At 62.2% G+C, this 26,116-nt stretch carries 26 protein-coding genes; 11 read left to right on the top strand and 15 right to left on the bottom strand.

The annotated features are described in order from the left end of the window. Window positions 1-21: 21 nt before the first annotated feature. On the bottom strand, window positions 22-1,275 hold the full coding sequence (locus ACP7AL_RS03950) for an aspartate kinase (RefSeq protein ID WP_425989094.1): 1,254 nt from the start codon (window positions 1,273-1,275) through the stop codon (window positions 22-24). Between the two features lie 128 nt (window positions 1,276-1,403). Between ACP7AL_RS03950 and ACP7AL_RS03945 the strand changes: the two genes are divergently transcribed. From ACP7AL_RS03945 to ACP7AL_RS03935, 3 genes are all read left to right on the top strand, one after another. Continuing rightward, window positions 1,404-1,859: a PH domain-containing protein gene (locus ACP7AL_RS03945; protein ID WP_024921414.1), complete on the top strand. Its 456-nt coding sequence runs from the start codon at window positions 1,404-1,406 to the stop codon at window positions 1,857-1,859. A 41-nt stretch (window positions 1,860-1,900) separates the two neighbouring features. Further along, window positions 1,901-2,650: a bifunctional 2-polyprenyl-6-hydroxyphenol methylase/3-demethylubiquinol 3-O-methyltransferase UbiG gene (ubiG, locus tag ACP7AL_RS03940; protein ID WP_425989092.1), complete on the top strand. Its 750-nt coding sequence runs from the start codon at window positions 1,901-1,903 to the stop codon at window positions 2,648-2,650. A gap of 102 nt (window positions 2,651-2,752) precedes the next feature. Continuing rightward, window positions 2,753-3,652: an EamA family transporter gene (locus tag ACP7AL_RS03935; RefSeq protein ID WP_425989090.1), complete on the top strand. Its 900-nt coding sequence runs from the start codon at window positions 2,753-2,755 to the stop codon at window positions 3,650-3,652. 1 nt (window position 3,653) lies between these two features. Here the strand turns inward: ACP7AL_RS03935 and ACP7AL_RS03930 are convergent, their stop codons facing one another. Beyond that, on the bottom strand, window positions 3,654-4,103 hold the full coding sequence (locus ACP7AL_RS03930; protein WP_425989087.1) for an EamA family transporter: 450 nt from the start codon (window positions 4,101-4,103) through the stop codon (window positions 3,654-3,656). A gap of 135 nt (window positions 4,104-4,238) precedes the next feature. Then, window positions 4,239-5,213, bottom strand: a complete 975-nt coding sequence (locus tag ACP7AL_RS03925) for a helix-turn-helix domain-containing protein (RefSeq protein ID WP_425989084.1) — start codon at window positions 5,211-5,213, stop codon at window positions 4,239-4,241. 601 nt (window positions 5,214-5,814) lie between these two features. Here ACP7AL_RS03925 and ACP7AL_RS03920 point away from each other — a divergent pair. After that, window positions 5,815-6,381, top strand: a complete 567-nt coding sequence (locus tag ACP7AL_RS03920; RefSeq protein ID WP_425989082.1) for a TetR-like C-terminal domain-containing protein — start codon at window positions 5,815-5,817, stop codon at window positions 6,379-6,381. A gap of 23 nt (window positions 6,382-6,404) precedes the next feature. Here the strand turns inward: ACP7AL_RS03920 and ACP7AL_RS03915 are convergent, their stop codons facing one another. Genes ACP7AL_RS03915 through ACP7AL_RS03900 form a run of 4 tightly spaced genes read right to left on the bottom strand, consistent with a single transcriptional unit; the run spans window position 6,405 to window position 8,876 of the window. Continuing rightward, window positions 6,405-6,872, bottom strand: coding sequence for a DUF1178 family protein (locus ACP7AL_RS03915; protein WP_425989079.1), 468 nt, complete (start codon window positions 6,870-6,872; stop codon window positions 6,405-6,407). Further along, on the bottom strand, window positions 6,869-7,759 hold the full coding sequence (locus ACP7AL_RS03910) for a carbon-nitrogen hydrolase family protein (protein WP_425989077.1): 891 nt from the start codon (window positions 7,757-7,759) through the stop codon (window positions 6,869-6,871). The genes ACP7AL_RS03915 and ACP7AL_RS03910 overlap by 4 nt, the downstream gene beginning before the upstream one ends. After that, entirely contained in the window at window positions 7,756-8,031 is a 276-nt protein-coding gene (gene grxC, locus ACP7AL_RS03905; RefSeq protein WP_024921760.1) for a glutaredoxin 3, read from the bottom strand. Before grxC ends, ACP7AL_RS03910 begins: the two co-directional genes overlap by 4 nt. 32 nt (window positions 8,032-8,063) lie before the next feature. Continuing rightward, window positions 8,064-8,876, bottom strand: coding sequence for a ComF family protein (locus ACP7AL_RS03900; RefSeq protein WP_425989074.1), 813 nt, complete (start codon window positions 8,874-8,876; stop codon window positions 8,064-8,066). A gap of 135 nt (window positions 8,877-9,011) precedes the next feature. Between ACP7AL_RS03900 and ACP7AL_RS03895 the strand changes: the two genes are divergently transcribed. After that, window positions 9,012-9,872, top strand: coding sequence for a methyltransferase domain-containing protein (locus ACP7AL_RS03895; RefSeq protein WP_425989072.1), 861 nt, complete (start codon window positions 9,012-9,014; stop codon window positions 9,870-9,872). A gap of 825 nt (window positions 9,873-10,697) precedes the next feature. Here the strand turns inward: ACP7AL_RS03895 and ACP7AL_RS03890 are convergent. The 3 genes from ACP7AL_RS03890 to ACP7AL_RS03880 all read right to left on the bottom strand — a co-directional run bounded on the left by ACP7AL_RS03890 (window position 10,698) and on the right by ACP7AL_RS03880 (window position 13,456). Beyond that, window positions 10,698-11,102 (bottom strand): (deoxy)nucleoside triphosphate pyrophosphohydrolase, encoded by a 405-nt coding sequence (locus ACP7AL_RS03890; RefSeq protein WP_425989069.1) that lies wholly within the window; start codon window positions 11,100-11,102, stop codon window positions 10,698-10,700. Continuing rightward, complete coding sequence (gene argJ / locus ACP7AL_RS03885; RefSeq protein ID WP_425989067.1) at window positions 11,099-12,340, bottom strand: bifunctional glutamate N-acetyltransferase/amino-acid acetyltransferase ArgJ; 1,242 nt, start codon at window positions 12,338-12,340, stop codon at window positions 11,099-11,101. The genes ACP7AL_RS03890 and argJ overlap by 4 nt, the downstream gene beginning before the upstream one ends. Window positions 12,341-12,526: 186 nt before the next feature. Further along, window positions 12,527-13,456, bottom strand: a complete 930-nt coding sequence (locus ACP7AL_RS03880) for a peptidylprolyl isomerase (protein ID WP_425989065.1) — start codon at window positions 13,454-13,456, stop codon at window positions 12,527-12,529. Window positions 13,457-13,855: 399 nt separating this feature from the next. Between ACP7AL_RS03880 and secA the strand changes: the two genes are divergently transcribed. After that, window positions 13,856-16,690, top strand: a complete 2,835-nt coding sequence (secA, locus tag ACP7AL_RS03875) for a preprotein translocase subunit SecA (protein ID WP_006022435.1) — start codon at window positions 13,856-13,858, stop codon at window positions 16,688-16,690. 71 nt (window positions 16,691-16,761) lie between these two features. Here the strand turns inward: secA and ACP7AL_RS03870 are convergent, their stop codons facing one another. The 4 genes from ACP7AL_RS03870 to ACP7AL_RS03855 form a co-directional block, all read right to left on the bottom strand. Next, window positions 16,762-18,249, bottom strand: a complete 1,488-nt coding sequence (locus ACP7AL_RS03870) for a L,D-transpeptidase family protein (protein ID WP_425989062.1) — start codon at window positions 18,247-18,249, stop codon at window positions 16,762-16,764. A gap of 389 nt (window positions 18,250-18,638) precedes the next feature. After that, the gene (locus tag ACP7AL_RS03865) at window positions 18,639-19,601 is read right to left on the bottom strand and encodes an acetyl-CoA carboxylase carboxyltransferase subunit alpha (protein WP_024922058.1); all 963 of its coding nucleotides are present in this window, start codon (window positions 19,599-19,601) and stop codon (window positions 18,639-18,641) included. A gap of 168 nt (window positions 19,602-19,769) precedes the next feature. Beyond that, window positions 19,770-20,729, bottom strand: coding sequence for a site-specific tyrosine recombinase XerD (gene xerD / locus ACP7AL_RS03860; protein WP_425989058.1), 960 nt, complete (start codon window positions 20,727-20,729; stop codon window positions 19,770-19,772). Window positions 20,730-20,746: 17 nt separating this feature from the next. Beyond that, entirely contained in the window at window positions 20,747-20,893 is a 147-nt protein-coding gene (locus tag ACP7AL_RS03855; RefSeq protein ID WP_006022431.1) for a hypothetical protein, read from the bottom strand. 193 nt (window positions 20,894-21,086) lie between these two features. Between ACP7AL_RS03855 and ACP7AL_RS03850 the strand changes: the two genes are divergently transcribed. The 4 genes from ACP7AL_RS03850 to ACP7AL_RS03835 all read left to right on the top strand — a co-directional run bounded on the left by ACP7AL_RS03850 (window position 21,087) and on the right by ACP7AL_RS03835 (window position 24,765). Then, entirely contained in the window at window positions 21,087-21,707 is a 621-nt protein-coding gene (locus ACP7AL_RS03850) for a shikimate kinase (protein ID WP_425989056.1), read from the top strand. Then, window positions 21,704-22,846, top strand: coding sequence for a 3-dehydroquinate synthase (gene aroB / locus ACP7AL_RS03845; protein ID WP_425989054.1), 1,143 nt, complete (start codon window positions 21,704-21,706; stop codon window positions 22,844-22,846). The genes ACP7AL_RS03850 and aroB overlap by 4 nt, the downstream gene beginning before the upstream one ends. A 78-nt stretch (window positions 22,847-22,924) precedes the next feature. Continuing rightward, window positions 22,925-24,274, top strand: coding sequence for an HlyC/CorC family transporter (locus ACP7AL_RS03840; protein ID WP_425989050.1), 1,350 nt, complete (start codon window positions 22,925-22,927; stop codon window positions 24,272-24,274). Between the two features lie 116 nt (window positions 24,275-24,390). Then, window positions 24,391-24,765 (top strand): endonuclease domain-containing protein, encoded by a 375-nt coding sequence (locus ACP7AL_RS03835; RefSeq protein WP_425989047.1) that lies wholly within the window; start codon window positions 24,391-24,393, stop codon window positions 24,763-24,765. A gap of 243 nt (window positions 24,766-25,008) precedes the next feature. Here the strand turns inward: ACP7AL_RS03835 and ACP7AL_RS03830 are convergent, their stop codons facing one another. Next, window positions 25,009-25,314, bottom strand: coding sequence for a BolA family protein (locus ACP7AL_RS03830; RefSeq protein WP_024920566.1), 306 nt, complete (start codon window positions 25,312-25,314; stop codon window positions 25,009-25,011). Between the two features lie 128 nt (window positions 25,315-25,442). On the opposite strand from ACP7AL_RS03830, the gene ACP7AL_RS03825 reads away from it, so the two are divergent. Beyond that, on the top strand, window positions 25,443-26,093 hold the full coding sequence (locus ACP7AL_RS03825; RefSeq protein WP_006022425.1) for a J domain-containing protein: 651 nt from the start codon (window positions 25,443-25,445) through the stop codon (window positions 26,091-26,093). The last annotated feature ends 23 nt before the right edge of the window (window positions 26,094-26,116 follow it).

Here is a 26,116-nt window from a genome sequence, read left to right as displayed (position 1 = left end):
GGCCTACAGGCAGGGTCGGGCTTAGGCCTGATCCAGCCCGTAGAGCGTATGCAGCGTCCGGACGGCCAGTTCGGTATAGGCCGCGTCGATCAGCAGCGAGAACTTGATCTCGGATGTGGTGATGGCGCGGATGTTGATGTTGCGCTCGGACAGCGCCTTGAAGGCCTGCGCCGCGACGCCGGCGTGGCTGCGCATACCGATGCCGATCACCGAAACCTTGGCGACGTCGGTGGCCGAGTCCATCGCCTTGTAACCGATCTTGTCCTTCGCCTTGGTGATGGTGTCCTTGGCGCGGCTGTATTCGGAGGCCGGAACGGTGAAGGTGAGGTCGGTGTACTTGCCGTCCTCGGACACGTTCTGCACGATCATGTCGACATTGATGCTCGCATCCGCAAGCGGCCCGAAAATCGCGGCTGCGATGCCTGGCTTGTCCTCGATCTGGCGCACGGAGATCTGGGCTTCGTCCTTTGAGAACGCGATCCCGGTGACGACCTGACTTTCCATGATTTCCTCCTCGCTGCAAATCAGCGTTCCCGGCGGCGTGCCGTGGGGATCGATATCTTCCGGCTTGTCGAAGCTCGAGCGCACGAACACCGGGACGTTGTGAACCATGCCCAGCTCCACGGAGCGGACCTGCAGCACCTTGGCGCCAAGCGACGCCATTTCCAGCATTTCCTCGAACGCGACCTTCTCCAGCCGCCGCGCTTTCGGCACCACACGTGGATCGGTGGTGTAGACGCCATCGACATCGGTGTAGATGTCGCAGCGGTCGGCGTGGATCGCAGCCGCAATCGCAACGGCGGATGTATCGGAGCCGCCGCGGCCGAGCGTGGTCACGCGGCCCGTCGCTTCGTGGATGCCCTGGAAGCCGGCGATCACGGCGACTTCCTTGCGTTCTTTGAAACGCTTGATCAGTTCGCTGCCGTCGATGCCGGTGATGCGGGCAGACGCATGCGCGTCGCTGGTCTGGATCGGAATCTGCCAGCCCTGCCACGAGCGGGCCTGAATGCCGAGCGCCTGCAGCGCGATGGCCAGCAGGCCGGACGTGACCTGTTCGCCTGACGCCACGATGGCGTCGTATTCACGCGCGTCGTGCAGCGGCGAGGTCTCGGTGGCCCAGGCCACCAGTTCGTTTGTCTTGCCGGACATGGCTGACACGACAACGGCGACGTCATGACCGGCATCGACCTCGCGCTTCACGTGCTGCGCGACGTTGCGGATGCGGTCGATGTTGGCGACGGACGTGCCGCCGAATTTCATCACAAGGCGGCCCATGGTGAATGGCGCGGTCCCGGTTAGGCTGGTTGTCAGTAAGGAGCCAGTTCCGCGCAAAACGGCAGCACGGCCCCGAAAAGGCGGCTATACATACCCATCAGGTCGCGAGCAAGCAACACGGGACGGGAATGAGCCGCTATATCGACGATATCCTGCAGCCAGGCGAGAAGATTCTGTATTCCACCACGATTCACGGGATCGTCTATCTCCCGGGACTGGTTTGCCTGGCCGCCTCCGCGGCCTGTCTGGTCGGTTCGGGCGGCGGGGTCATCTTCCCGCTGCTGGCGTTGAGCGCCCTTCTGGCGCTTGTGGGCGGCTTCCTGCTGTTTCGGGCCTGGTTCCAGCGTTGGACGACGGAAACGGACGTGACGTCGCTGCGGGTGGTCCACAAGGAAGGCTTCATCAAGCGCCAGACCTTTGAGATGAGCCTCGATAAAATCGAAAGCGTCGATGTCAGCCAGAGCATCCTGGGCCGGATTTTTGGATGGGGAGATGTCAGGGTTAACGGTGTCGGAGAAGGCACGAAGACGATAAAGATGATCGGTGCGCCGATCGAATTCCGCAATCATATCACGGCACGCTAAATTTTCGGCAGGCATTGTCGATAACCCGGTAAACGCCCGTCATGAGTACAAATTCTCCACCTGCGTCCACGGTCGATCCCGGCGAAGTCGCGCGGTTCTCGCAGCTGTCTGAGCAGTGGTGGGACCCGAAGGGCAAGATGGCGCCGCTGCACAAGATCAATCCGTTGCGGCTGGCCTATATCCGCGACGCGGCGTGCCGCAAGTTCGACCGCAACCCGAAGAGTCTGAACTGTCTGTCGGGGCTGCGTATCCTTGATATCGGCTGCGGCGCAGGCCTGCTGTGCGAGCCGCTGACCCGTCTCGGCGCGCAGGTGATCGGCGTCGATCCGTCGGCCACCAACATCGCGGTTGCCAAACTTCATGCCGAACGGGGTCACCTCAGCATCGACTACCGCTGCACGACCATCGAAGAGATGGACCCGCGTGAACGGTTCGACATCGTGCTGGCGATGGAGGTTGTCGAGCACGTCGCCAATGTCGGGATGTTTCTCGATCGCTGCGCGGCGCTGCTCAAGCCGACCAGCATGATGGTGGTTTCGACCATCAACCGCACCTGGAAGAGTTTTGCCCTTGCCATCGTCGGCGCGGAATACATTCTGCGCTGGCTGCCGCGCGGCACCCATCAATGGGACAAGTTCGTCACGCCGGCCGAACTGACGCATCATCTCGAGCGCAACAAGCTCGCCATCAGCGATCAGGCGGGCGTGGTCTACAATCCGCTGGCCGACCGGTGGAGCCTCTCGTCCGACGTGGACGTGAACTACATGGTGATCGCGGAGGCGGCGGTTTAGGATCGTGCAACGCCGGCGTGAGATCGTGCCGGTTGACCGGGGGCCGCTGACAATGGCCCTCTGGGATGCAGCGCTCCCGCCGTTCTGGCCCTGTCCCTCATCATGACCCAGTTCGTTTGGCTCTGGATACCCTTCACTCTGCTCGCGGCGGCAGGTCAGGTCGTGCGCAACGCCATGCAGCGCGGGCTGACGGCTCAGCTTGGCACGCTCGGCGCGACCCATATCAGATTCCTGTTCGGATTTCCGTTTTCGCTTGTTTTTCTCGGGCTGATCCTCGCCGTGAATGGCGACCGGCTGTCGTGGCCGGAGGCCGGCTTCTGGGCGTGGCTCGTGGTCGGCGGCATGGCCCAGATTGTTGCCACCGCCCTGATGCTGATGGCGATGAACGAGCGCTCGTTCGTGGTGACGACGGCATATCTGAAGACCGAGGCCATCCAGGCGGCGATCTTCGGGTTTGTGTTCCTCGCGGACCATCTCACGGTGTTGAAGGTTGCGGCCATTCTGATCGCCACCATCGGTGTGGTGATTACCGCGCTGCGGCCCGGCGGCATGAAGGGCTTCGGCACCCTGAAACCGACCGCGCTGGGATTGCTGGCGGCGTCGTTCTTTGCGTTGTCAGCGGTCGGCTATCGCGGCGCCATTCTCAACGTCACTGGCGTCAGCTTCGTTACCGCCGCAAGCGTGACGCTGGTCGCGACCCTGCTGATGCAAACCATCGTCCTGTCAGGCTGGCTGATCGTGCGCGCACCGGGCACCATGACGGCGATCTTCCGGCTCTGGAAGCCGTCGATGTTTGCCGGCTTCATGGGATCGTTCGCGTCGCTGTTCTGGTTTCTTGCCTTCGCGCTCACTGCCGCCGCGAATGTGCGGACGCTGGCGCTGGTCGAGGTGCTGTTCGCGCAAGTGGCGGCTTATTATTCGATGAAGCAGCCCATATCGGCGCGGGAAATATCCGGTATTGCGCTGATCCTGATCGGCGTGGCGATGCTGGTGGCGGTTTAAGTTACTTCTTCACGGCAAGAAGCACGGCGCCCGCCGCGATCAGCACGATCCCGAGCCATCCCGTTGCGGACGGCCGCTCGCCAAGAAACAGAAACGCGAACAGCGCGACCAGCACCACGCTCAGCTTGTCGATCGGCGCCACGAGCGTCGCTGGCCCAAGCTTGAGCGCGCGAAAGTAACAGAGCCACGACGCGCCGGTTGCGAGCCCGGACAGCACGAGGAATGTCCAGGTTCTCGTTGAGATGTGACCGGGCGCGCTGAACTGTCCGGTGGCGAAGAGAATGACCGCGAAACTCGCCAGCACGATGATCGTGCGGATGAACGTCGCCAGATCAGGGTTGATGTCCTCGACGCCGACCTTGGCGAAAATCGCGGTGAGCGCGGCAAACACCGCCGACAGCAACGCCCACATCTGCCATGAACCGGACCAGGACATCGAATCGGGGCTCATATCAGGTTCTCGGGTGGCTCCCAGGTTTGATCCAGGACGCAGACTCATGAGCGCCGAGCCATTGCGCCTCGTCGGGTTACCCTAGCGGACCGCCGATGGAGGTCGCCACTTTTTTCTCTCGATGCGCACCCAGGGTCAGAGCCGCCCATCTTGCCGAGATTGCGCCGCCGATTTCTGATACTCGCGCGGTGAAGCCCCGTACGCTGCTTTAAAGCAGCGGCCAAAGTGCGTCATGTCCGAAAACCCCCATCCCTGCGCGATTTCGGCTATGGTTCGATGCATCTGGTCGGGATCTTCGAAAGCAACCCGGCAATGTGAGAGCCGCCTCGACAGAATGAGACGGTGAAGCGAGAGATCCTGTTCGGCAAGAATTGCGTTCGCATATCGGACGCTTATTCCGACAGTATCGGCGACCTTCTGTCCGTCGAGGTTGGGGTCGGTGAGCCTCGCTTCGACCACTGCACGAATCTGTCCCAGCAACAACGCTTTTGGATTTGAGACGCGAGCAGTCGCGCTCCCGGTTGTTCTCGCAATGGATAATCCGATTAAGTCGAGGACATGATTTCCGACCATCTCTTCCATTAAAGAAGTTATCCTCCCAGCGAGCAATGGCAGCTTTGCGGCAACAGAAAGTGCCAGATCATCGTCCGCCCGCTCTGTCGACACACGGCGCCCGATCAAATCCTGGCAACCACCGATTCGTGCGCGTAGCTCGCGACGCGGAGCCTTGATAACAAGGGTTTTCGAATCTCGCGAAAACCGCGCATCATAAGGCAAGCGCGGCTCAAGAAGTGTCAGCGAACCGGCGTCCAGGTTAACCTCGCGCGCGTTCTGGACGATAAAGATTTTACCCGACAACTGGTAACACAGGAACACTGTGTCCGGGCTGGTGCGCCCGACATGGGCCAAGGTGTGAGCGACCTGCATCGGCGAGTTGTTGAATTCAACAAGGTCCAGATTGCCGAAGTTCGAGGCTTTGATCTCGGCCTGAAACGTCGCCCGGTTTTCCGGCACAGAGTCATGACCGATGATCTCCTTGCAGGCGACGCTGTGCCAATAATCAAATCGGTCGCGGGGGTGAACCGCAGAGGTCGAGAATATCGCTTTCAACTGGTTGCCGTTCCTTAACCGTCGCGTAGCCGACGAATTGATCCATGGTAGCCGAATACAAGCACACACCATTTGCTAGGAACAAACGCAACTCGAAACTCCGTTGTTGGACGTTCACTCTCAGGGAACCTAGGACTTTTTCGCCGCCATTAGCAAAAATACGGCTGCAGATGCAACGACCGACGATTCACGAGCGTCAGGCGACTCAACTGTCAGAACAACTGCCAGTAGAGCCGGGAAACGTTTCCCGCCTGCGAGCCATTGTCCTCGCAAATGAGTCGAGGACCAGACAGACGCTGGGCTTTCCGTCCTTGAGTCTGGCGAAGCCGAAGCGCGTAGCTTTCTCCACTCCACTTTATGCGAGATGCACGTCGGTCGATGGATTGTGGGCCACAAACTGCCGGGTCTTGAGCGTTTGGGACCTCGGTGCCCAAATTGAGGCGATTCTTCCGGGTGATCTCACCCAGTTCCACCTCTTATTCACGCCCCCTCCAAGGTTGGTCTCCAAACAATGCAGGAGAGTCAGCACACGCGGCAACCTGATCGAAGTCTTGTATCTGCGAAGACAACCGACCTTCCTCCTGAACGCGAGTCTGGATTTATGAGCGAACGTAGCTTTAACGTTGATCAAATGTTGTCGACATCCTGGGATCAACTGCTCGCTAGAGATCTCGCCTCAGAGGTAAAGGATTTCTGCGGCGACAAGCGTTATCCGTTTCCGGAATTGCGGAGATTCTTCGCCATAAAGGGGTATCGCGACCTTCTCGTTAGGTTGAAGACGGCATGCACGGACCAAACGTCATTTGACGCCTTGAAGTCGGTTGCCCGAGAAATGCGACAGTATGCGTTGGACCGTCCCGCCTTGTGGGCTGCCACATCCAGAACGGCCACAATTGATTGTGCCGAGTGGCGGGCAGGCGACAAAGAACTTTACGACTTCATTAAATCTATTCTTGCTGAATGTGGAGTGCATGGGCAACACGCAGAAAGCGCCTGGTATATGCTTCGCAGCTTAGTGCGCGGCTTTACCATGCATCAGATCCTGGGCTCATTCTCGCAAGTCCATTCGTATGACGAGAGCTTCGAGAGGATGGTCGAGATCTACGTGGCCGGGGTGTGCTCGGTCGGGGCTTCTGCCAGGCTGCCGTGCGCGACCATGCCGGAGTAGGGCTGGCCGCATGAGGACGTGCCTTAATTCCTGTCGCCCGGCAGCACAGGAAGAGGAGCCACTTCGATGCCTTCGTCGATCAGCGCGCGCGCCTCTTCGGTGGTTGCCTCGCCGTAGATCGCGCGATGCTCGGTGTCTCCGTAATGCATCTTGCGGGCTTCTTCGGGGAACTTGTTGCCGACATTGTCGGCATTCCTGAGGACGGTGTCGCGCAACTCTCTCAGCTTGGCCACAAGCTCGCGTTCCTGCGGCGCCATCACCAGCGATGTCGATGTGGTGTCGTCGGCCGCTGGGGCTACCGGCTCCGGCGCCGATTTGGATTTCCCCTTGCGCGCGATGCGCGGGGCCATGATTGCCTTATCGACCTTGATGGATTCACAGACGGGGCAGGCGACAAGCCCGCGCTTGCGCTGGCTGTCGTAAGTTGCGGAACTCTGAAACCAGCTGTCGAATGCGTGGCCGCGCTCACAGCGCAGCGCATAGCGGATCATGCCGATCCTCGTACGAGATGCAGATGTTCCGGCCCGGCCTTCGGGTCGGCGAGGCCGAAGCGGCGGCCATGCTGCAGAGACGGGATGCTCTTGCGGACCGCCTGCACTTTCGCCGGGTCGATCTTCGCCAGCACCACGCCGGGTTCGGCGCCGCCTTCCGCGAGGATTTCACCCCATGGATCGACGATCAGCGAATGGCCGTAGGTTTCGCGGCCGCTTTCGTGTTTGCCGGCCTGCGCGGCGGCGAAGATGAAGCAGCCGTTCTCGATGGCGCGGGCCCGCAGCAGAGTGCTCCAGTGCGCCTCGCCGGTCCTGACCGTGAAAGCGGACGGCACGGCGATGAACGACGCACCGGCCTCCGCGAGCGCACGGTAAAGCGCGGGAAAGCGAACATCGTAGCAGATCGTCAGCCCGATCCGGCCCCACGGCAGATCGGAGATGACGGCGGTTTCGCCCGGCTGATAATTGGCGGACTCGCGGTAGCTCTCGCCGCCGTCGAGTTCGATATCGAACATGTGAATCTTGTCGTAGCTGGCGAGGATGTTGCCGTCCGGCGCGATCAGGAACGAACGATTGGCTGCGCGTTCCGGTGTAGCGCGTACCGCAATCGATCCGATGTGCAGGTAGATTTTCAGTTCGCGCGCGAGGTCGCGATAGGCCTTAAGCGAACGGTCGTCTTCGTCGTTCGCCAGCAGTTCGAACAGCGCCTTGCGGTTCTGCTGGATGATGTTGGTGACTTCAGGTGTCTGGACGTAGTCCGCGCCCTTGGCCTTGGCTTCACGGATCAGCGCGATTCCCTGGGCGAGGCTTGTCTCCGGCAGCATCGCGGTGCGCATCTGCACCATGGCTGCGGTGAACGGAGCGCCGCTTTCGATGCTGGCCGTCATGAAGATACCTTCTGACCGGCGAGCAGGCCGTCGAGCCTGCCTTCGCGGTCGAGCGCATAGAGTTCGTCGCAGCCGCCGACATGCTGCTTGTCGATGAAGATCTGCGGAAACGTCGCGCCGCCGTTCGAGCGTTGGACCATCTCGGCGCGCCAGTTCGGATCGACCGCCACATCGAACTCGGTGAAGGTCGCACTCTTGCGGTTCAGCAGCGACTTGGCAGCGCTGCAATAGCCGCATCCGGGGCGGGTGTAGATCTCGACGACTGCGGGCATGGCTTGCCTTTGTGAAACGGGAAGTACCCAAATTATATGGGGCTCTGGAGCGTGTCCACAACCCGCGAGAACACCAGCACATCCACCGACGCAGCCCTGGCCCGCAGCAGCGCACGGGCGCAGGCATCGACCGTCGCGCCGGAGGTCAAAACATCATCAATCAGCACAATCCGGCGGCCCTGCACGGAAGATTTGTTCTCTAAAGGCACCTTGAACGCGCCTTGCACGTTGAGCGCGCGGTCAGCCTTGGAAAGACCGACCTGTTGCAGCGTCGGCCGCACCCGGCGCAGGGCGTTCCCGAGCACCGGCAGATCTGCGGATTTGCCGATCACCGCCGCCAGCGCGCCGGACTGGTTGTAGCGGCGGCTCCATCCGCGCCGCCAATGCAGCGGCACGGGGACAAGTGCATCGGCCTCGCTGAGAAGCTCCTGACCGGCGCGCGCCATCCATCGCCCCATAGCCGGCGCCAGATCGGTGCGGTCCTGATACTTCAGGGCATGGACCATGGTCCGCGCCACCTCGTCGTAGCGGACCGCGGCGCGCGCGCGCTGATAGGCCGGTGGATTGGCGATGGCCTGCATCGACAACAGGCCGGGTCCCGGATCGTAGACGAAGGGTATCCCGAGCCGCGCACAGAACGGCGGCGCGATGAACGACAGTTTGGCCCAGCAGGCCGCACAGACACCTTCGCCGGAGACGGGCTCGCGGCACGACACACAAAGCGTCGGCAGGGCAATGTCGAGAGCAAGCCGCGGCAGCGAGGTGAGGGCGGTTCGAAGCATGCCAAGCAGCGGCAGACGCAACCGGCCTGAAGGATGTGACGATGCCTGATCGAGCCCCGACATGATTTCCCCGCTGCCAGAGGCTAGTTCGTGTCCTTGCCGGAAACAAGCGCGGCCAGTGGTCCGATTCTTACACGCGCTTGCCGGGTCGGCACGCAGGCAATTGCCAGACCAGTCTCCGAGGGCGTACCAACGGCCATGACCTCGCCTTCGACCGAAATGCCGCCGCGCCTGTTCGATCGCGCCCTGCTGCGCGACCGGCAGACTCGCGCGGTGAAGTACGGGGCCGCGTCCTTCCTGCTCGACCGCGTGGCCGAGGACATGGCGGAGCGGCAGCAGGCGGTGCTTCGCGAATTTTCCGACGGCATCGATCTCGGCACATCCGGCGACCAGGTGCGTGACGCGCTGAGAGACAATGTCCCGCAGTTGCGTGCGGTGGTGCTGCCGGTCTCCGATACCGAGCCGCTGGCGCTTGCGCCAAGCTCCGTCGATCTCGTGGTCTCGGCGCTGGCGCTGCAGTTCGTCAATGACCTGCCGGGAGTGCTGGCGCAGATCCGGCGCGCCCTGAAGCCTGACGGGCTGTTTCTCGCCGCGACGATCGGCGGCGAGACGCTGACCGAACTGCGGCAATCCTTCGCTGCGGCTGAAGCCGAGGTGGAAGGCGGCGTGTCGCCGCGGGTGGCGCCGTTCGCCGATCTGCGTGATCTGGGCGCGCTGTTGCAACGCGCCGGCTTCGCACTGCCGGTGACCGATGTGGACCGCATCGTCGTGCGCTACGACAACGCGTTTGCGCTGATGCAGGATTTGCGGCGCATGGGCGCGACCAACATTCTGAACGAGCGCCGCCGCACGCCGTCGCGCCGCGCCACGTTTCTGAAGATGGCGCAGGTTTATGCCGAGCGGTTTTCCGATCCCGACGGACGCATCCGCGCGACGTTCGATGTGGTCTGGCTGTCGGGATGGGCGCCGCACGAGAGCCAGCAGAAGCCGCTCAAGCCCGGTTCGGCGAAAATGTCGCTGGCGCACGCGGTGAACAAGGCGCGCAAGGATACCACGTGATTTTTCTCGATGTCGTCCCCGCGAAGGCGGGGACCCATACTCCCTGAGTTCTCGATTTGAGGGAGATGCCGGAGCAATCTTCTCGCCATCATCAGGATGTTCGGTGGTTATGGGTGCCCGCCTTCGCGGGGACGACGATTGGGTGTAATGCGACAGCGCGCGCCACTTCAATTTTCCGATTCAAATATCAAACAGCCACTTTTATTACGCGCGTGATACTGTGACACGCGCGACATTGTGCTCGCGCATCGCGCGAGGTGAGCTTTGGTCGTGCCCCTCATATGAGGGGCGTGGCGCGCCGAAAGGCGCAAAGATATTGGTTCGCTTTCCTGTGCGAGAGGAAAGCGCGTCGCCCTGCGGCGCGCCATCAGCGGCGATTTTTGGCGAGGGGAGTGTTCTTCCGGGACAGGACGGACGCTTTCACGCCCCGATCCGGCGGCTTTCGCCGCGTTCGTGCCTGTCCGCGTCCAGCCATTGAAGGCAGAGCCACGTAGTTGGCCCGGACACTGACCCCAGCCTCCCGGGCGACGTGTGTGCGAGACACGCGCGCAGGCGCCGCATCCTGCTCCGCTCTCAAGACGCCTCTAGAAAGCGCCCCTCACGAACAGGACGCAGTGAACTTAAGCGCGGTTCAGAACACGGGGACGCGTATCCCCATCACGAAATGTTTCGAGCCGCGCGCCCGCAATATTTTCCGCCGTCATTCCGGGGCGCGCGTTGCGCGAGCCCGGAATCCGTGGCCACTCAGGAGATCGTCGCAATCATGGATTCCGGGCCTGCGCCTTCGGCGCATCCCGGAATGACGGAGGGAAGAGATCGCCGCGCCTACAGCAGCAAATCGGTCAGATGGGCGATCAGCGGAATGTCCGCGGGCGGCATCGGATAATCGCGCAGCTTGTTGGCGCGCACCCATGCGAGCTGCTGGCCTTCGTGCGGCGTCATGGTGCCTTCCCACTTCCGGCAAATGTAAAGCGGCATCAGCAGATGGAAGGTCTCATAGCTGTGGCTGGCGAAGGTGAGGGGCGCGAGGCACGGCTCCTCCACCTTGATGCCGAGTTCCTCCGCGAGTTCGCGGATCAGCGCCGGCTCCGGCCGTTCGCCGGGCTCCAGTTTGCCGCCGGGGAATTCCCACAGGCCCGCAAGCGTCTTGCCTTCGGGACGCTGCGCGATCAGGACACGGTTGTCCGTGTCGATCAGTGCGCAGGCGACAACAAGGACGAGTTTGATCACGAGCGGTAGTCGCCGTTGATGGCAACATATTCCTTGGTGAGATCGCAGGTCAGCACGCGGTCGCGGCCCTTGCCGAGACCAAGCCCGACCTTGATCTGGATCTTCGGCTGCTTCATCAGCGCGGAGACTTCCTTCTCATCATAGGACGGATCGCGCGCGCCCTTAGTGGCGACACGGATGCCATTGAACGCAATCGACAGCTTGTCGCGGTTGGCGGGCTCGCCGGCCTTGCCGACGGCCATCACCACGCGGCCCCAGTTGGCGTCCTCGCCCGCGATCGCGGTCTTCACCAGCGGCGAGTTGGCGATCGACATCGCGATTTTCCGCGCGGACGTCTTTGACGTTGCGCCTTCGACCACAACCTCGACCAGCTTGCGCGCGCCTTCGCCGTCGCGCGCGACCTGTTCGGCGAGATCAGCCAGAATGCCGTTGAAGGCCTTGGTGAACGCTTTCAGGCGCGGATCGGAGGCACGGGTGATTTTCGGTGCGCCATGTGCTGCCGCGGCACCGGTGGCGAAGGCCAGCAAGGTGTCCGAAGTCGAGGTGTCGCCATCGATGGTCACCGCGTTGAACGTATCCTCGACGCCGGTCTTGAGCAGCGATTGCAGCGCGGCTGCTGAGATTGGTGCGTCGGTGAAGATGAAGGACAGCATCGTTGCCATGTCCGGCGCGATCATGCCTGCGCCCTTGGCCATCCCGTTGATGGTGACCTTGGCTTTGCCGAGCTTGACCGTGGCTGTGGCAACCTTCGGAAACGTGTCGGTGGTCATGATCGCGGTGGCCGCGTTCATCCATCCATCGGGTTCGGCGGCCTTTGCAAGATCATCGAGCACGCCGTTGAACTTGGTGGCGTCGAGCGGTTCGCCGATCACGCCGGTGGAGGCGAGAAAGATTTTGGCCGGAGTCGAGCCGGTTGCTTTCGCGGCGATCGATGCGGTCAGCGTGGTTGCCTGCTTTCCCGTTTTGCCGGTGAAGGCGTTGGCATTGCCGGAATTGACCACCAGCGCACGGGCCTCGCCGCCCTTGAGCCTGGCGCGGCACCAGTCCACCGCGGCGCTCGGGCACTTCGATTTCGTGAACACGCCGGCCACCGTGGTGCCCTTGTCGAACAGCGCCAGCAGCACGTCGGTGCGGTTCTTGTAGCGGATGCCGGCGGCCGCCGTCGCAAGGCGCACGCCGTCGATCTGCGGCATGTCAGGAACATCGGTGGGGGCGAGCGGGGAGACGGCGGTGGACATGAGGGCTCAATTCCTTGGTGAGGATGAGCGCTCTGTATCACCTCTCCCCGCCTGCGGGGAGAGGTCGGCTTTCGCGCGCAGCGAGAAAGTCGGGTGAGGGGCAAATCGGTAACATTCGGCCCCTCATCCGGCTCGCAAGCGCTTGCCACCTTCTCCCCACTTGCGGGGAGAAGGCAACAAGTCGATTTACTTCTTCTTCGCCGGTGCCGCCGGAGCAGCCTTGGCATCCGGCGTGGCAGCCGGAGCGGCAGCATCGGCCGGCTTGTCGGTGCGTTCGACCTTGGCCTCGGTGCGCAGCTTGGTGACGTAGTCGGCCTGCGCCTTGCGGATCACGAAGTTCTGGATCTGGCCCTTCACCTGCTCGAAGTCCGGCGGCTTGCGGTCGCGGGCTTCCTCGACCTTGATGATGTGCCAGCCGAACTGTGACTTCACGGGATCGGAAATCTTGCCGGGCTCGAGCGCGAAGGCGACGGCGGAGAATTCCGGCACCATCTGTTCCTTGGTGAAGAAGCCGAGATCGCCGCCGTCGGCCGCGCCCGGATCCTTGGATTTTTCCTTGGCGAGCTTGGCGAAGTCGGCGCCCTTGTCGAGTTCGGCCTTGATCGCCTTCGCTTCTTCTTCGGTCGGGACCAGAATGTGCCGGGCGCGGACTTCCTTCTCGCCCGAGACCTGCTTGGTGGCGTCCTCATAGACCTTCTTCATGGCCTCGTCGGTGACGGCCGCCTTGCCTTCGGTCGCGAGCAGGCTGTCCATCAAAAGACGGTCGCGCGCGAAGGCGATTTTCTGCTTGAACTCTGCCGAGTCGCCGATCTTCTTGGCTTCGGCCGCCTTGGCGACGATTTTCATATCGATCAGGAAGGCGATCAGATTGTCGCGGCGGGTCGCGGGGTCCATCTGCTGGAGGCTCGGTCCCAGCTCTTCCTCGGCGACGGTCAGATCGCTCTGGCGGATCTCGGCCCCGTTAACCTTTGCGATCACGGCGTTGGCGTCCTGCGCGCGGAGCGGCTGGCCGGTGCTCAGAACGACCGTGAGACAAATTGCAGCGGCCGATGTGAGCAGTCCTAGTCGCGCGCCCAGTCCGGTGTGGGAGGCTGTGCGGTTCGGAGAAACGGTCATGGAAAATCCTTATGGGTCAAAGGCTGGTTACCGAGCCGGCGTTCGCTTCGTGATGATGCGAATCTCAAAGACCGGAGGACCGGGCGGTTCGGGAGGCCGGACACTCGCCCAACCTCTGCCCGGACGCAACGTGAAAAACCCGCCAAAATCATGAAATCCTTGACAGGTTCGCGCGTTGACAAGGCTTTGGACGGCCCATATCTCTCCCGGCAGGCTCTCCTGGCTGCTGCGGGGCTTTGCCGCGCTCAAGCGGGTGAACCTTTAGAATTCGCTCCCGCACTCATCCTCGAGGATTCGCGCAAGGGTTTGCTCCACCAGCAATTCTGCGGACGTTTCATACCGGTTTCAGGGCTGCGGTGACTTTCAGCCGCAACGCCAACTGCAAGACAGGAATTTTTCATGCTCGGCGCGCTCGCCCGCAAGTTTTTCGGCTCCGCCAACGACCGGCGGATCAAGGGATACCAAGCCCGCGTCGACGCGATTAACGCGCTGGAACCCGAGATCGCGGCCCTGTCCGACGAGGCGCTGAAGGCGCGGACCGCGGAGTTCCGCAAGCAGATCGCGGAAGGCAAGACCCTCGACGACCTCCTGGTTCCTGCATTCGCCACCGTTCGCGAGGCCGCCAAGCGGACCCTCGGTCAGCGCCATTTCGATGTGCAGCTGATCGGCGGCATGGTGCTTCATGAAGGCGACATCGCCGAAATGAAAACCGGCGAAGGCAAAACGCTGGTGGCGACGCTGGCGGTCTATCTCAATGCGCTCGCCGGCAAGGGCGTTCACGTCGTCACCGTCAACGACTATCTCGCCAAGCGCGACTCCGCCTGGATGGGGCAGATCTACGGCTTCCTCGGGATGACCACCGGCGTGATCGTCCATGGTCTCGACGATGCCGAGCGTCAGGCGGCTTATGCCTGCGATATCACCTACGGCACCAACAACGAGTACGGCTTCGACTATCTGCGCGACAACATGAAGTATCGGCTCGAGGACATGGTCCAGCGTGGTCACGCTTACGCCATTGTCGACGAAGTCGACTCGATCCTGATCGACGAAGCCCGCACGCCGCTCATCATTTCCGGACCGCTCGACGATCGCTCCGAATTCTACAACACCATCGACACCTACATTCCGAAACTGGAAAAGGTGACGGACTTCGAGGTCGACGAGAAGCAGCGCACCGTCACGCTGACCGAAGCCGGCATGGAGAAGATCGAGAACCTGTTGCAGGCCGCCGGCCAGCTCAAGGGCGATTCGCTTTACGACGTCGAGAACGTCTCCGTCGTTCACCACATCAATCAGGCGCTGCGTGCGCACTCGCTGTTCCAGCGCGACAAGGACTACATCGTCCGCGACGGCGAAGTGGTCATCATCGACGAGTTCACCGGCCGTATGATGCCGGGCCGCCGTTATTCGGAAGGTCTGCATCAGGCGCTGGAAGCCAAGGAACATCAGCCGGTCCAGCCTGAAAACCAGACGCTGGCCTCGATCACGTTCCAGAACTACTTCCGCATGTACGACAAGCTCGCCGGCATGACCGGTACGGCGGCGACGGAAGCGGACGAACTGTTCGACATCTACAAGCTCGAGGTCATCGAGGTCCCGACCAACGTGCCGATCGCGCGTCTCGACGAGGACGACGAGGTCTATCGCACCGCCGAGGAAAAGCATCGTGCGATCCTCGCGGAGATCGAGCAGGCCAACAAGCGCATGCAGCCGGTGCTGGTCGGCACGGCGTCGATCGAGAAGTCGGAAGTGCTGGGCGAGTATCTCGCCAAGAACGGCTACAAGCAGATCGACTTCGGCAATCCGAAGGCGCTGGAGAAGCTCTACGCAGCCGCGCGCGCGGGCAAGCCCGCCAAGCTGTTCGCGGTTCTCAACGCGCGCTTCCACGAACAGGAAGCCTACATCGTGGCTGAAGCCGGCGTGCCGGGCGCGATCACCATCGCGACCAACATGGCCGGCCGCGGCACCGACATCAAACTCGGCGGTTCGCTGGAAATGCGCAGCCAGATCGAGACCGCCGACATCACGGATGAGGCCGAGAAAAAGGCCAAGATCGAACAGATCAAGGCCGACATCGAACGCTTCCGCGAGATGGTTTTGAAATCCGAGGAAGTGATCGAGATCGAACCGGCGAAGGGCAGCAAGCCGGCCAAGACCATCACCAAGCCGGGCGGCCTCTACATTATCGGCTCGGAGCGTCACGAATCCCGGCGCATCGACAATCAGCTTCGTGGCCGCGCCGGCCGTCAGGGCGATCCCGGCCGCACCAAGTTCTATCTGTCGCTCGAAGACGATCTGATGCGCATCTTCGGATCGGACCGGCTCGACAGCATGCTGACCCGTCTCGGCCTCAAGGAGGGCGAGGCGATCATCCATCCGTGGATCAACAAGGCGCTCGAAAAGGCGCAGCAGAAGGTCGAGGCGCGCAACTTCGACATCCGCAAGAACCTGCTCAAGTTCGACGACGTGCAGAACGACCAGCGCAAGGCGATCTTCGATCAGCGCATCGATCTGATGCGCGACCAGAACGTCGCCGAGACCGTCGCCGACATGCGCCATGCGCTCGTCGACGATCTTGTTGCCAAGCACGTGCCCGAGCATGCCTACGCCGAACAGTGGGACGTCGCCGGCCTGAAGGACGAATTGAAGCGCGTCCTCGATCTCGATCTGCCGGTCGATGAATGGGCCAAGGAAGAAGGCATCGCCAACGAGGAGATGCTGTCGCGCATCGAGCAGCGCGTCGACGAACACATGGCGGCGAAGTCGGCCCAGTTCGGTCCCGATGTCATGCGCTATGTCGAAAAGTCGATCCTGCTTCAGACGCTGGATCATCTGTGGCGCGAGCACCTGGTGATGCTGGATCACCTGCGGCAGGTGATCGGTCTGCGCGGCTACGGACAGCGCGATCCGTTGCAGGAGTACAAGTCCGAGGCGTTCAATCTGTTCGAGGGCCTGATCTCGCACCTGCGCGAGGCGGTGACCGCCCAACTGGTGCGCGTCGAGATCGTGCCGCCGGACGAGCAGCCGGAACTGCCGCAGATGGAAGCGCACAAGCTCAATCCGAATACCGGTGAGGACGAGATGGCCTTTGCACAGGCCGCTCTCGCGCCCGTCCCGGCCGCCCAGCGCGATCCGCAGAATCCTGCGACCTGGGGCAAGGTCGGCCGCAACGAGGATTGCCCCTGCGGTTCCGGCAAGAAGTTCAAGCATTGCCACGGCAAGTTCGCCTGAGCAGTCCAACCCGCTGAATAAAAAACGCCGGTCGAAAGACCGGCGTTTTTATGTGCGGTAATGACGCTTGCTTAGCGGACCGTCGACCAGCGGCTGTCGAAGGAGTTCGCCTGCACTGCGGGCTGAGCCCCGGCCAGCGACGGCTGAGATGCCGGAGCGGCGGGCGCGGCTGCCGCGGCTGTGGTCGCAGGCGCCGGAGCGGCAGGCTTGGCGGGCGCCTGAGCCTGCTGCGAACGATCGAGCGGAATAACGCGTGGCGGGGTGCTCTTGGCGGCTTCCCTGGTCGGACCGGGCGACTTTGCCTTCGGTGCAGTGGTCACCGCGGTGGGCTTTGCCGGCGCCACGGCAGGCTGGGGATCGGATCCGCGCAGGCCGACGGAACGGGACAGCTTGCTGAGGAAGCCCTCGGACGAGCTCGCGCTGGCATTGGAAGATGCAGCAGGCGTCGTGCTGGTCACCGCCACCACCGGCTCGCTGTTGGACGATGAGGTGAAGCTGAACGACGGCGCGGTTTCCGGCGCCTTTGGAAGGGTCGCGTGAGCGGGAATGGTGCCCGGAGCAGGCAGATACGCCGCGACCGTATAGTCGGTGACGTCCTTGTCGATCGCGGCTTCGCCTTCGGGCAGCTTGGAGGCGAACACCGGATGCATGCCGCCGTCGATACCGGCGCGCGAACGCGCCGTCGCCGTGCCGCGCGAGATCAGTTGCGCGGTCTTCAATTCATCCTGACGCTGCTTGTCCTGGACCGCTTCGGCGATCTCGGGCGAAACCTGATAGGCGGGGCATTGCGCCGAGGCGTTGAAGGTCAGCGGGCGGGTCGAACCTGCGGGCTTCTCCGCGTCGAAGACGTACTTCTTCTCGCAGAAATCGACCTTCGGCTCCTGCTTCGTGACCTCGAAGTGATCGTTGCCTTCCTTGATCATCTTCCAGAACGGCATGTTCGGATTGTTGCGGTGGCGGGCCATGTTCTGCGGCGTCATGCGGAACGGATAGGCCTGCACCTGAAATGCGTTCTGGCCGCCGAAGAAGGATTCACGGCCGAGCGCATAGATTTCCGAGATCTGCTCGTCGGTCATCGCGTAGCAGCCGCGCGACGAGCAATCGCCGTGGACCATCAACTGCGATCCGGTGCGGCCCCATGCCTTATCGTAGGCATTGGGATAGCCCATGTTGAACGACAGGAAATACGCCGACGTCGGATTCATCTGCGCCGGGGTAATCGAGTAGAAGCCTTCCGGCGCCTGACGGTCGCCTTCCTTGACCTTCGGTCCAAGGTCTCCCGACCAGCGGCAGATCGGGTAGGTCTTCAGCAGCGCGAACTTGCCGTTGCGGTCCTGCTTCCAGACTTCGAGTTCGGCTTCCTGCTTGAACAGGCGGACAAGGATCGGCGACGCCTTGTCCATGTTCTTCGTTTCGATGTCGGCGAGCAGCTTGTCGGGGATCGGGCGATTGGCCTTTGAACTCGGCGAGAGCTGTTCGCCGTTGCATCCAGCAAGCAAAACGCCGGCCGCAAGCGCAGCCGACGTGACAAGCGCGCGAATGTGCGTGCGGTCAATCATGCAAGGCTCCGCGGCAGACCGGCAATCCCCATACTCCGGCTAGACCCAAGACTCGACCCCGGTAACAGATCGTCTTCCGGCAAAGTGGCGCGCAGGAGGCGGCCGGAAAACACTGTCTGTTAAAAGAGGCCGCACGTGTTTTCGTCGTAAAAGCGAGGTTGGCTTTTTGGCTAAAAACGTGCGTCAGCAATTGAGCAATTATTATCCTTAAATACCCCTCTGTCGCAAGCCGAGCGGCCTGTCCCGCAGGGACGGGAAGCGTTTTATGGTCAACGCTAAGTAAATCAAAATACAGGGGAAAAACGGCCAGGCCAGAAGCGGGCCTGTCTCGAAAAAGCCACGATGTGACTTCGCCGCATGGATTGCGCAGATTTGGCTTGGGCGACGCCCTAGCCGAGCTTGCGTCCGATATCGAGGAACTTCTGCCGGCGCTGGTTGCGGACCGCCTTGGAATCGAGGCTGCGCATGTCGTTGAAGGCCTGCGCGATGGCGTCGCCGGTCCGGGAGATCATGGCTTGTGGATCGCGGTGCGCGCCGCCCGGCGGTTCCTTCAGGATGGTGTCGATCACACCGAAGCGGGCGAGATCCTGCGCAGTGATCTTCATGTTGATCGCGGCTTCCTGCGCTTTCGTCGAATCGCGCCACAGGATCGAGGCCGCGCCTTCCGGTGAGATCACGCTGTACACCGCGTGTTCGAGCATCAGCACGCGGTTCGCGGTGGCAATCGCGATCGCGCCGCCTGAGCCGCCCTCGCCGATGATGACGGCGACATTGGGCACGCCGAGATTGAGACAGGCTTCGGTGGATCGCGCGATCGCTTCCGCCTGTCCGCGTTCCTCCGCGCCGATACCGGGATAGGCGCCCGCGGTGTCCACCAGTGACAGCACGGGGATACCGAAGCGATCCGCCATTTCCATCAGCCGGACGGCCTTGCGATAGCCCTCGGGCTTGGCCATGCCGAAATTATGCTTGAGCCGGGTTTCGGTGGTCGCGCCCTTCTCCTGGCCGATCACGCAAATGCTTTCGCCTCTGAAACGGCCGAAGCCGCCGATCAGCGCTTCGTCGTCGCCGAACTTGCGGTCGCCCGCGAGCGGCGTGAACTCGGTGATGAGCTGCCTGACGTAATCGAGGCAATGCGGCCGCAGCGGATGACGCGCAACCTGGGTTTTCTGCCATGGCGTCAGGTCGGAATACAGTTCGGTCAGCGCCTGCGCCGCCTTCTCTTCAATGCGCGACACTTCTTCGCTGATGTCGCTGCCGCTGGCGGCAAGCGCACGCAACTCGTCCACCTTGGCATCGAGTTCGGCGACGGGTTTTTCAAAGTCCAGATAACTGCGCATCAGGTCCGGCATGTGACAAATATAAGGGGCGGGCACGATTGGGCGAAGGGCGCGCGAATCGGTCTTTTGGTCGCTCTTGATCGAGGATTGAGGTCTTTCGTGGGGTCTTTCAAGTCAAGAAGCGCTCCCAAGTCAAGCGCCGTGGTCAAGAGTGTCGATATTGTTGGGCTTTTCGTCGCCTCATGTGTCGGCCAATGGATGCAGATCGCGCACCAGGCTCTTTAGTCGCTCCTCGACGATATGGGTGTAAATCTGGGTCGTGGAAATGTCGGTATGGCCGAGCAGCGTCTGGACGATCCGCAGATCGGCTCCATTGTGCAGAAGATGGGAAGCGAATGCGTGACGCAAGACGTGGGGACTGATCAGCCGCGGCGCAATGCCCGCGGCCATCGCTAATTCTTTGAGGTCGCGGGCGAAATGCTGCCGCGTCAGATGGCCGCTTTCGCCGGATGACGGAAACAGCCACTTCGATGCCGCCGATGCCTTCTTCTGCGTGCGCCGCGTCTCGTCAAGGGCGGCGAGATAGTCGGCCATGGCCTGCTTCGACGTTTCGTTGAGCGGGACCAGACGTTCCTTGTTGCCCTTGCCGCGCACCACGATCATACGTGCGTCGCGCCGCGCGGCGGAGAGCGGCAGCGCCACCAGTTCCGAGACGCGAAGCCCCGTCGCGTAAAGAATCTCGAGCAGACAGGAGAGCCGGAGCGCGCGCAGTCGTTGCAGCGGCGATTGTTCGGGCGCAACCGACAGCGCCTTGGCCTGCGTCAGCAGACGATCGACATCGGCGATGGACAGCACCTTCGGCAATGCGCGCCCGCGTTTCGGGCCTGACAGGATTGCAGCCGGGTCATCGCCGCGCACACGTTCGCTGAGAAGAAAGCGAAACAGGTGACGCGTCGACGAGAGCTTGCGCGCCACGCTCGACGATTTGAATCCGCGGGTGTCGAGGTCGGCCAGATAGTCGCGCAGTGTCTGGGTGTCGGCATTCATGAAGGTGGATTTGCGCCGCGCGAGAAATTCGGAGAGGTCTTCGAGATCGCCGCGATAGGCGTCGAGCGTGTTGGCGCCGGCGCCCTGCTCAGCCGCGAGCATATCGAGGAACAGGCCGGTGAGCCGTGCGTCGGAGGATTTGTCGGACGGCATGACGTTCCTCCAGCCGCCTACTTCTTGAGAAATCTGTCGGGCGGAACGCTGACCGTCATTTCGCGCGGCTTGGGATTGACGAAATTGGCGAGCGCAAAGATGCCGCCGTAGATCAGCCCGCCGAGCACCGCCACGACAGTCAGGAAGCGAAACAGGCTGGGCATCGCGAATAGCCTCGAAATTAACCTTTGAGATGCGGCGCCAAAGGCGTGTTGACCGCCGGAACACTGCGGTTCGGACCGACTAAACTACCAACATGTTCGCGCCGTTTCGGCAAGAGTCTCTGGCAACGGGATCGGCAGGAGTAGTATAGGTGACACATGAGCTTAGCCGCATTTGCGGCCAACCGGGCCAGAGATGACAGAAACCGCAGCCAGCCATCAGGACGGCATGACCCACGAGGCCGACATCGTCGCGGCTCTGGGCGGCCGCTCGATCGTGCTTGTCGGCATGATGGGGTCGGGCAAGTCAACCATCGGGCGCCGGCTGGGTGCGCGGCTGCATGTGCCGTTTCTCGATGCTGATCATGAAATCGAAATCGCGCATGCGGGCATGACGGTCAGCGAAATCTTCGCGCAGCATGGCGAACCCTATTTTCGCGATGGTGAAGCCCGGGTGATCGCGCGGCTGCTGGAGACCGGCCCCTGCGTGATCGCCACCGGCGGCGGCGCGTTCATGCGCGAGGAGACGCGCAGGCGAATTCATGACAAGGCCGTCTCCATCTGGCTTCAGGCGGACGGCGATATCATTCTCAGGCGGGTCAAGCGCCGCGCCGACCGGCCGCTGCTGCAGACTGCCGATCCGGCTGCGACCATCGCGCGTCTGATCGGTGAGCGCAGTCCGTTCTATCAGCTTGCCGATCTGGCGATCGCGTCGCGCGATGTGCCGCACGAGAAAATCGTCGATGAATGCATCGACGCGCTGGCCGCACACCTGTTGTCAGGCGCGGCATCCTCTTCCTCAAGCGAAACACAATGACCGCTCCCATCAAGACTAATAACCCGGTGACCGTCGGCGTCGCCCTCGGCGACCGCGCCTATGACATTGTCATCGGCCGCGATGTGCTGCCCTCGCTCGGCCATCGCATCGCCGCGCTGCGGCCCGGCGCACGCGCGGCCATCGTGACCGATCGCACCGTCGCCAGACACTGGCTCGGCAAGACCGAGGCGGCGCTGGCGGATGCCGGCATTGCATCGTCGCGGATCGTGGTGGGCGAGGGCGAGGCGTCCAAGAGCTACGCGGTGTTGCAGGAGGTTTCCGAAGGACTGATCGCGGCGAAGATCGAGCGCAACGATCTGGTGATTGCGCTCGGCGGCGGTGTGATCGGCGATCTTGCGGGCTTCGCGGCCTCGATCGTCCGGCGCGGGGTCGATTTCGTGCAGGTGCCGACATCGCTGCTTGCGCAGGTCGATTCATCGGTGGGCGGCAAGACCGGGATCAACTCTCCGCACGGCAAGAATCTCGTCGGCGCCTTTCATCAGCCGGTGCTGGTGATCGCGGATACGGCGGTGCTCGATACACTGTCGCCGCGCCAGTTCCGCGCGGGCTATGCGGAGGTCGCAAAATACGGCGTGCTCGGCGATGCGGCGTTGTTCGACTGGCTGGAGGCTCATCACGGCGAGATATTTTCCGGCGGAGCCGCGCGTGAACAGGCCATCGCCGCCAGTTGCCGCGCCAAGGCCGAGATCGTGGCGCGTGACGAGCGCGAAACCGGCGACCGCGCATTGCTTAATCTCGGGCACACCTTCGGCCACGCGCTGGAAGCGGCGACCGGTTTTTCCGATCGCCTGTTCCACGGCGAAGGGGTTGCTGTCGGCATGGTGCTGGCCGCCGAATTCTCGGCGCGTCTGAACATGATCTCTGCGTCCGATGCCGCGCGCGTGCAGCGTCACCTCGCCTCGGTCGGTCTGCCGACCAAGGTGCAGGACATCGCCGGCTTTCAGCAGGAAGGTCTTGCGGATGCGGACACGCTGATGACGCTGATGGCGCAGGACAAGAAAGTGAAGCGCGGGCGATTGACGTTCATCCTGCTGGAACAGGTCGGCAAGGCAGTGATCGTCAACGACGTCGATCCGTCGACGGTTCGTGCGTTTCTTCAGGAAAAATTGTCGGGGTGAGGTGATGCTGTCTCAACGCGGAATGCCAGGACTTGTCGTCGGCGCACCGCATAAGGACGAGGCAGTCGCGGGACAAACATGAATTCAGCCGCCGTCAATCTGCTCATCGCGGTCCTTCTGCTCGCCGCCAACGCATTCTATGTGGCGGCGGAATTCGCGCTGGTGAAAAGCCGCGGGTTTCGCGTCAAGGCGATGGCCGAGCAGAACCGCTTCGGCGCACGGCTGCTGATGAAAATGATGGGCAATATCGAAGCCTATCTCGCGTGCTGCCAGCTTGGCATCACCATGGCCTCGCTCGGTCTCGGCTGGGTCGGCGAGCCGACCGTTGCGGCGCTGCTCAAGCCGGTGCTCGAGCCGCTGGGAATGCCGGAGTCCGCGCTGCATTTCGCGGCCTTCATCACAGGCTTTCTGGTGTTCTCGTCGCTGCATATCGTGATCGGCGAGCAGGTGCCGAAAACGCTTGCGATCAGGCAGCCCGTGCCGGTCTCGCAATGGATCGCGTATCCGCTCTATGTCTCCTTTCTCGTTCTTTATCCGCTGAACTGGCTGCTCAACGGCGCGTCGCGGGGCATCCTGCGGATGCTGGGCGTCAAGGAATCCTCAACGAGCGAAATTCTCACCGACTCCGAAATCGAAGGGCTTGTGGAAGAGTCGGCCGAGCACGGAAAGATCGAGAGCGGCGAAGCCGAATACATCCAGAACGTGTTCCGGTTCGGCGATCTTGCTGTGTCCGACGTGATGGTCCACCGCACCAAGATGGTCAGCGTCAACGCGGACGGCCCGCCTGACGCGGTCATCAAGGGAATTCTCGAGTCCGAATATACCCGTATCCCGCTCTGGCGCGAGAAACCCGAGAACATCATCGGCGTTTTGCACGCCAAGGATCTGCTGCGCGCCATCCGCGCCAACGACGGCGATCTTTCCAAGATCGATGTCGGTGCGCTCGCCTTGCCGCCGTGGTTCGTGCCCGAGATGCGGCCGCTGTCCGAGCAGCTCAAGGCCTTCCGCCGCCGCAAGACTCACTTTGCGCTTGTGGTCGACGAATATGGCGAGGTCGAAGGCCTGGTGACTCTGGAAGACATTCTGGAAGAGATCGTCGGCGACATCTCCGACGAGCACGATGTGGTGGTCGCCGGTGTCCGGGCCCAGCCGGATGGATCGGTGGTGGTCGAGGGCTCGGTGCCGATCCGCGATCTGAACCGCGCGATGGACTGGCATCTGCCGGACGAGGAAGCGACGACCATCGCCGGTCTCGTTATCCATGAAGCGCGCTCGATCCCGGACCGGGGTCAGAGCTTCACCTTCCACGGATTCCGTTTCAGGGTGCTGCGGCGTGAGCGCAACCGCATCACGGCGCTGCGGATCGTGCCGCTGCCGCGTGAAAGCGGCGCGCCGGAGAAAAAGCCGAAGGCGGGAACGGCGTTCTAGCGCCACCGACGACGATGTGAGGCGATGAGATAGATGACGGGAGCGCTCCCTGCTCCCCTCCCCCTTGCGGGGAGGGGTCGGGGGTGGGGGTTGGCCAAGCGTGACGTGAGCGTGCAATGAATGATCGTCAGCGACAGTTCGCACGGCGTATGCGCGCCCAGCCGACCGATGCTGAACGTGTCCTATGGCAGCGCCTTCGTCACGACATTGCGTTGACCGGCTCGCACTTCCGGCGGCAGGGATTGATTGGCCCGTTCATTGTCGATTTTGTCAGTCGCCGGGCAAAGCTTGTTATTGAGCTTGATGGTGGCCAGCACGACGTGCAGCGGGTGGCTGACGAGACGCGAACGAAAAAGATCGAGGCAGAAGGTTATCGTGTATTGCGGTTCTGGAATCACGATGTGATCCGGAATCTGGACGGTGTGCTTCTTGAGATTCAGGATGCGTTGACCCCCACCCCCGACCCCTCCCCGCAAGGGGGAGGGGAGTAATTGATGGATCGTGCCGCTGCCGCGCGACAGCGGCACGCCCGAGAAAAAGCCGAAAGCGGGAACGGCGTTCTAGCGCCACCGACGACGATGTGGGGTGATGAGATAGATGATGTGAGGCGACAAGATAGATGACGGGAGCGCTCCCTGCTCCCCTCCTCCTTGCGGGGAGGGGTCGGGGGTGGGGGTCGCAGATCTTTGCGCAGCAGTTAAATTTGCGGCGGCTGATCGGCAACAATCAGTGCATCAGTGTTTGCACGCCTTGGCAGGGGCGGGCCGCCGGGCGTCTTCACCGGGGGCGTAGGTGTGCATCGCCAGCGCGTGAACGGAGCCGGCGAGTTCCGGCGCCAGCAGCGTGTTTATCATGCGATGGCGCTCGATCCGGCTCTTTCCTTCGAACGCCTTCGACACGATATATATCCTGAAATGCGTCTCGCCGCCCGGCCTGTGGCCCGCGTGGCCCTCATGCAGATGGGATTCGTCGGCGACATCGAGGCTTTCGGGCGCGAAAGCTTCGCTCAACTTCTTTGTGATGTGATCTTTTGCGGTCATGATCTGCGCAATATCGTGCGTTATTCGCCAAGGTCAATGACCGTTTCAATTGCGGTTCACCGTCGCGGTGATGTATAATCCGCGACCGTCAAAATTCACGCTTCCAGCAAGGCGTTATCGTAGCAGCCATGGCCATCGACTCATCCAAATTCTTCGACAGCATTCGCATCAAGCCCAACAAGCAGAGCGCGAAGCAGCAGGCTGCTGCGCGCGAGGAAGCTGTGATGTGCGAAGCGCCGGGCTGCAAGAACAGGGGTGCGCATCGTGCACCGAAGGGCCGCGGAAACGAGAAAGAATACTGGCATTTCTGCCTGAACCACGTCCGCGAATACAATCAGGGCTACAATTTCTTCCAGGGCATGAGCGACGAGGCGGTCGCCACCTACCAGAAGGATGCGCAGACCGGACACCGTCCGACCTGGAAGATGGGTCAGAACGGAGCGAAGGGCAAAGGCAAGTCCGGCGCGGTCAACCTGGACGACGCTGTCGATCCTTTCAGCGTCTTCAGCGAGATGAATGGCCGGAGCCGCTGGCGTTCGAATGCGAAGGCGGAGGAGCCGAAAGTCGAGACGCGAAAGATCTTCAATGCCGAGAAGAAGGCGTTGCTGGTCATGGGTCTCGGTCCCGACGCGACGCTTGAGACGGTGAAAGCCAAATACAAGCTGCTGGTGAAGCAGCATCATCCCGATGCGAACGGCGGCGATCGCTCGACCGAAGACCGCCTGATCGAGATCATCAAGGCCTACAACTATCTCAAGACGGTCGTGCGCGCGTCCTGAGCGCGGGCTGTTCCGGCTTGCCG

The organism is Afipia sp. DC4300-2b1, assembly GCF_049895725.1.
GTDB classification, from domain to species: domain Bacteria; phylum Pseudomonadota; class Alphaproteobacteria; order Rhizobiales; family Xanthobacteraceae; genus Afipia; species Afipia broomeae.
Note: the sequence above shows the minus strand (reverse complement) of the source record. Positions and strands in the feature narration are given on the sequence as shown.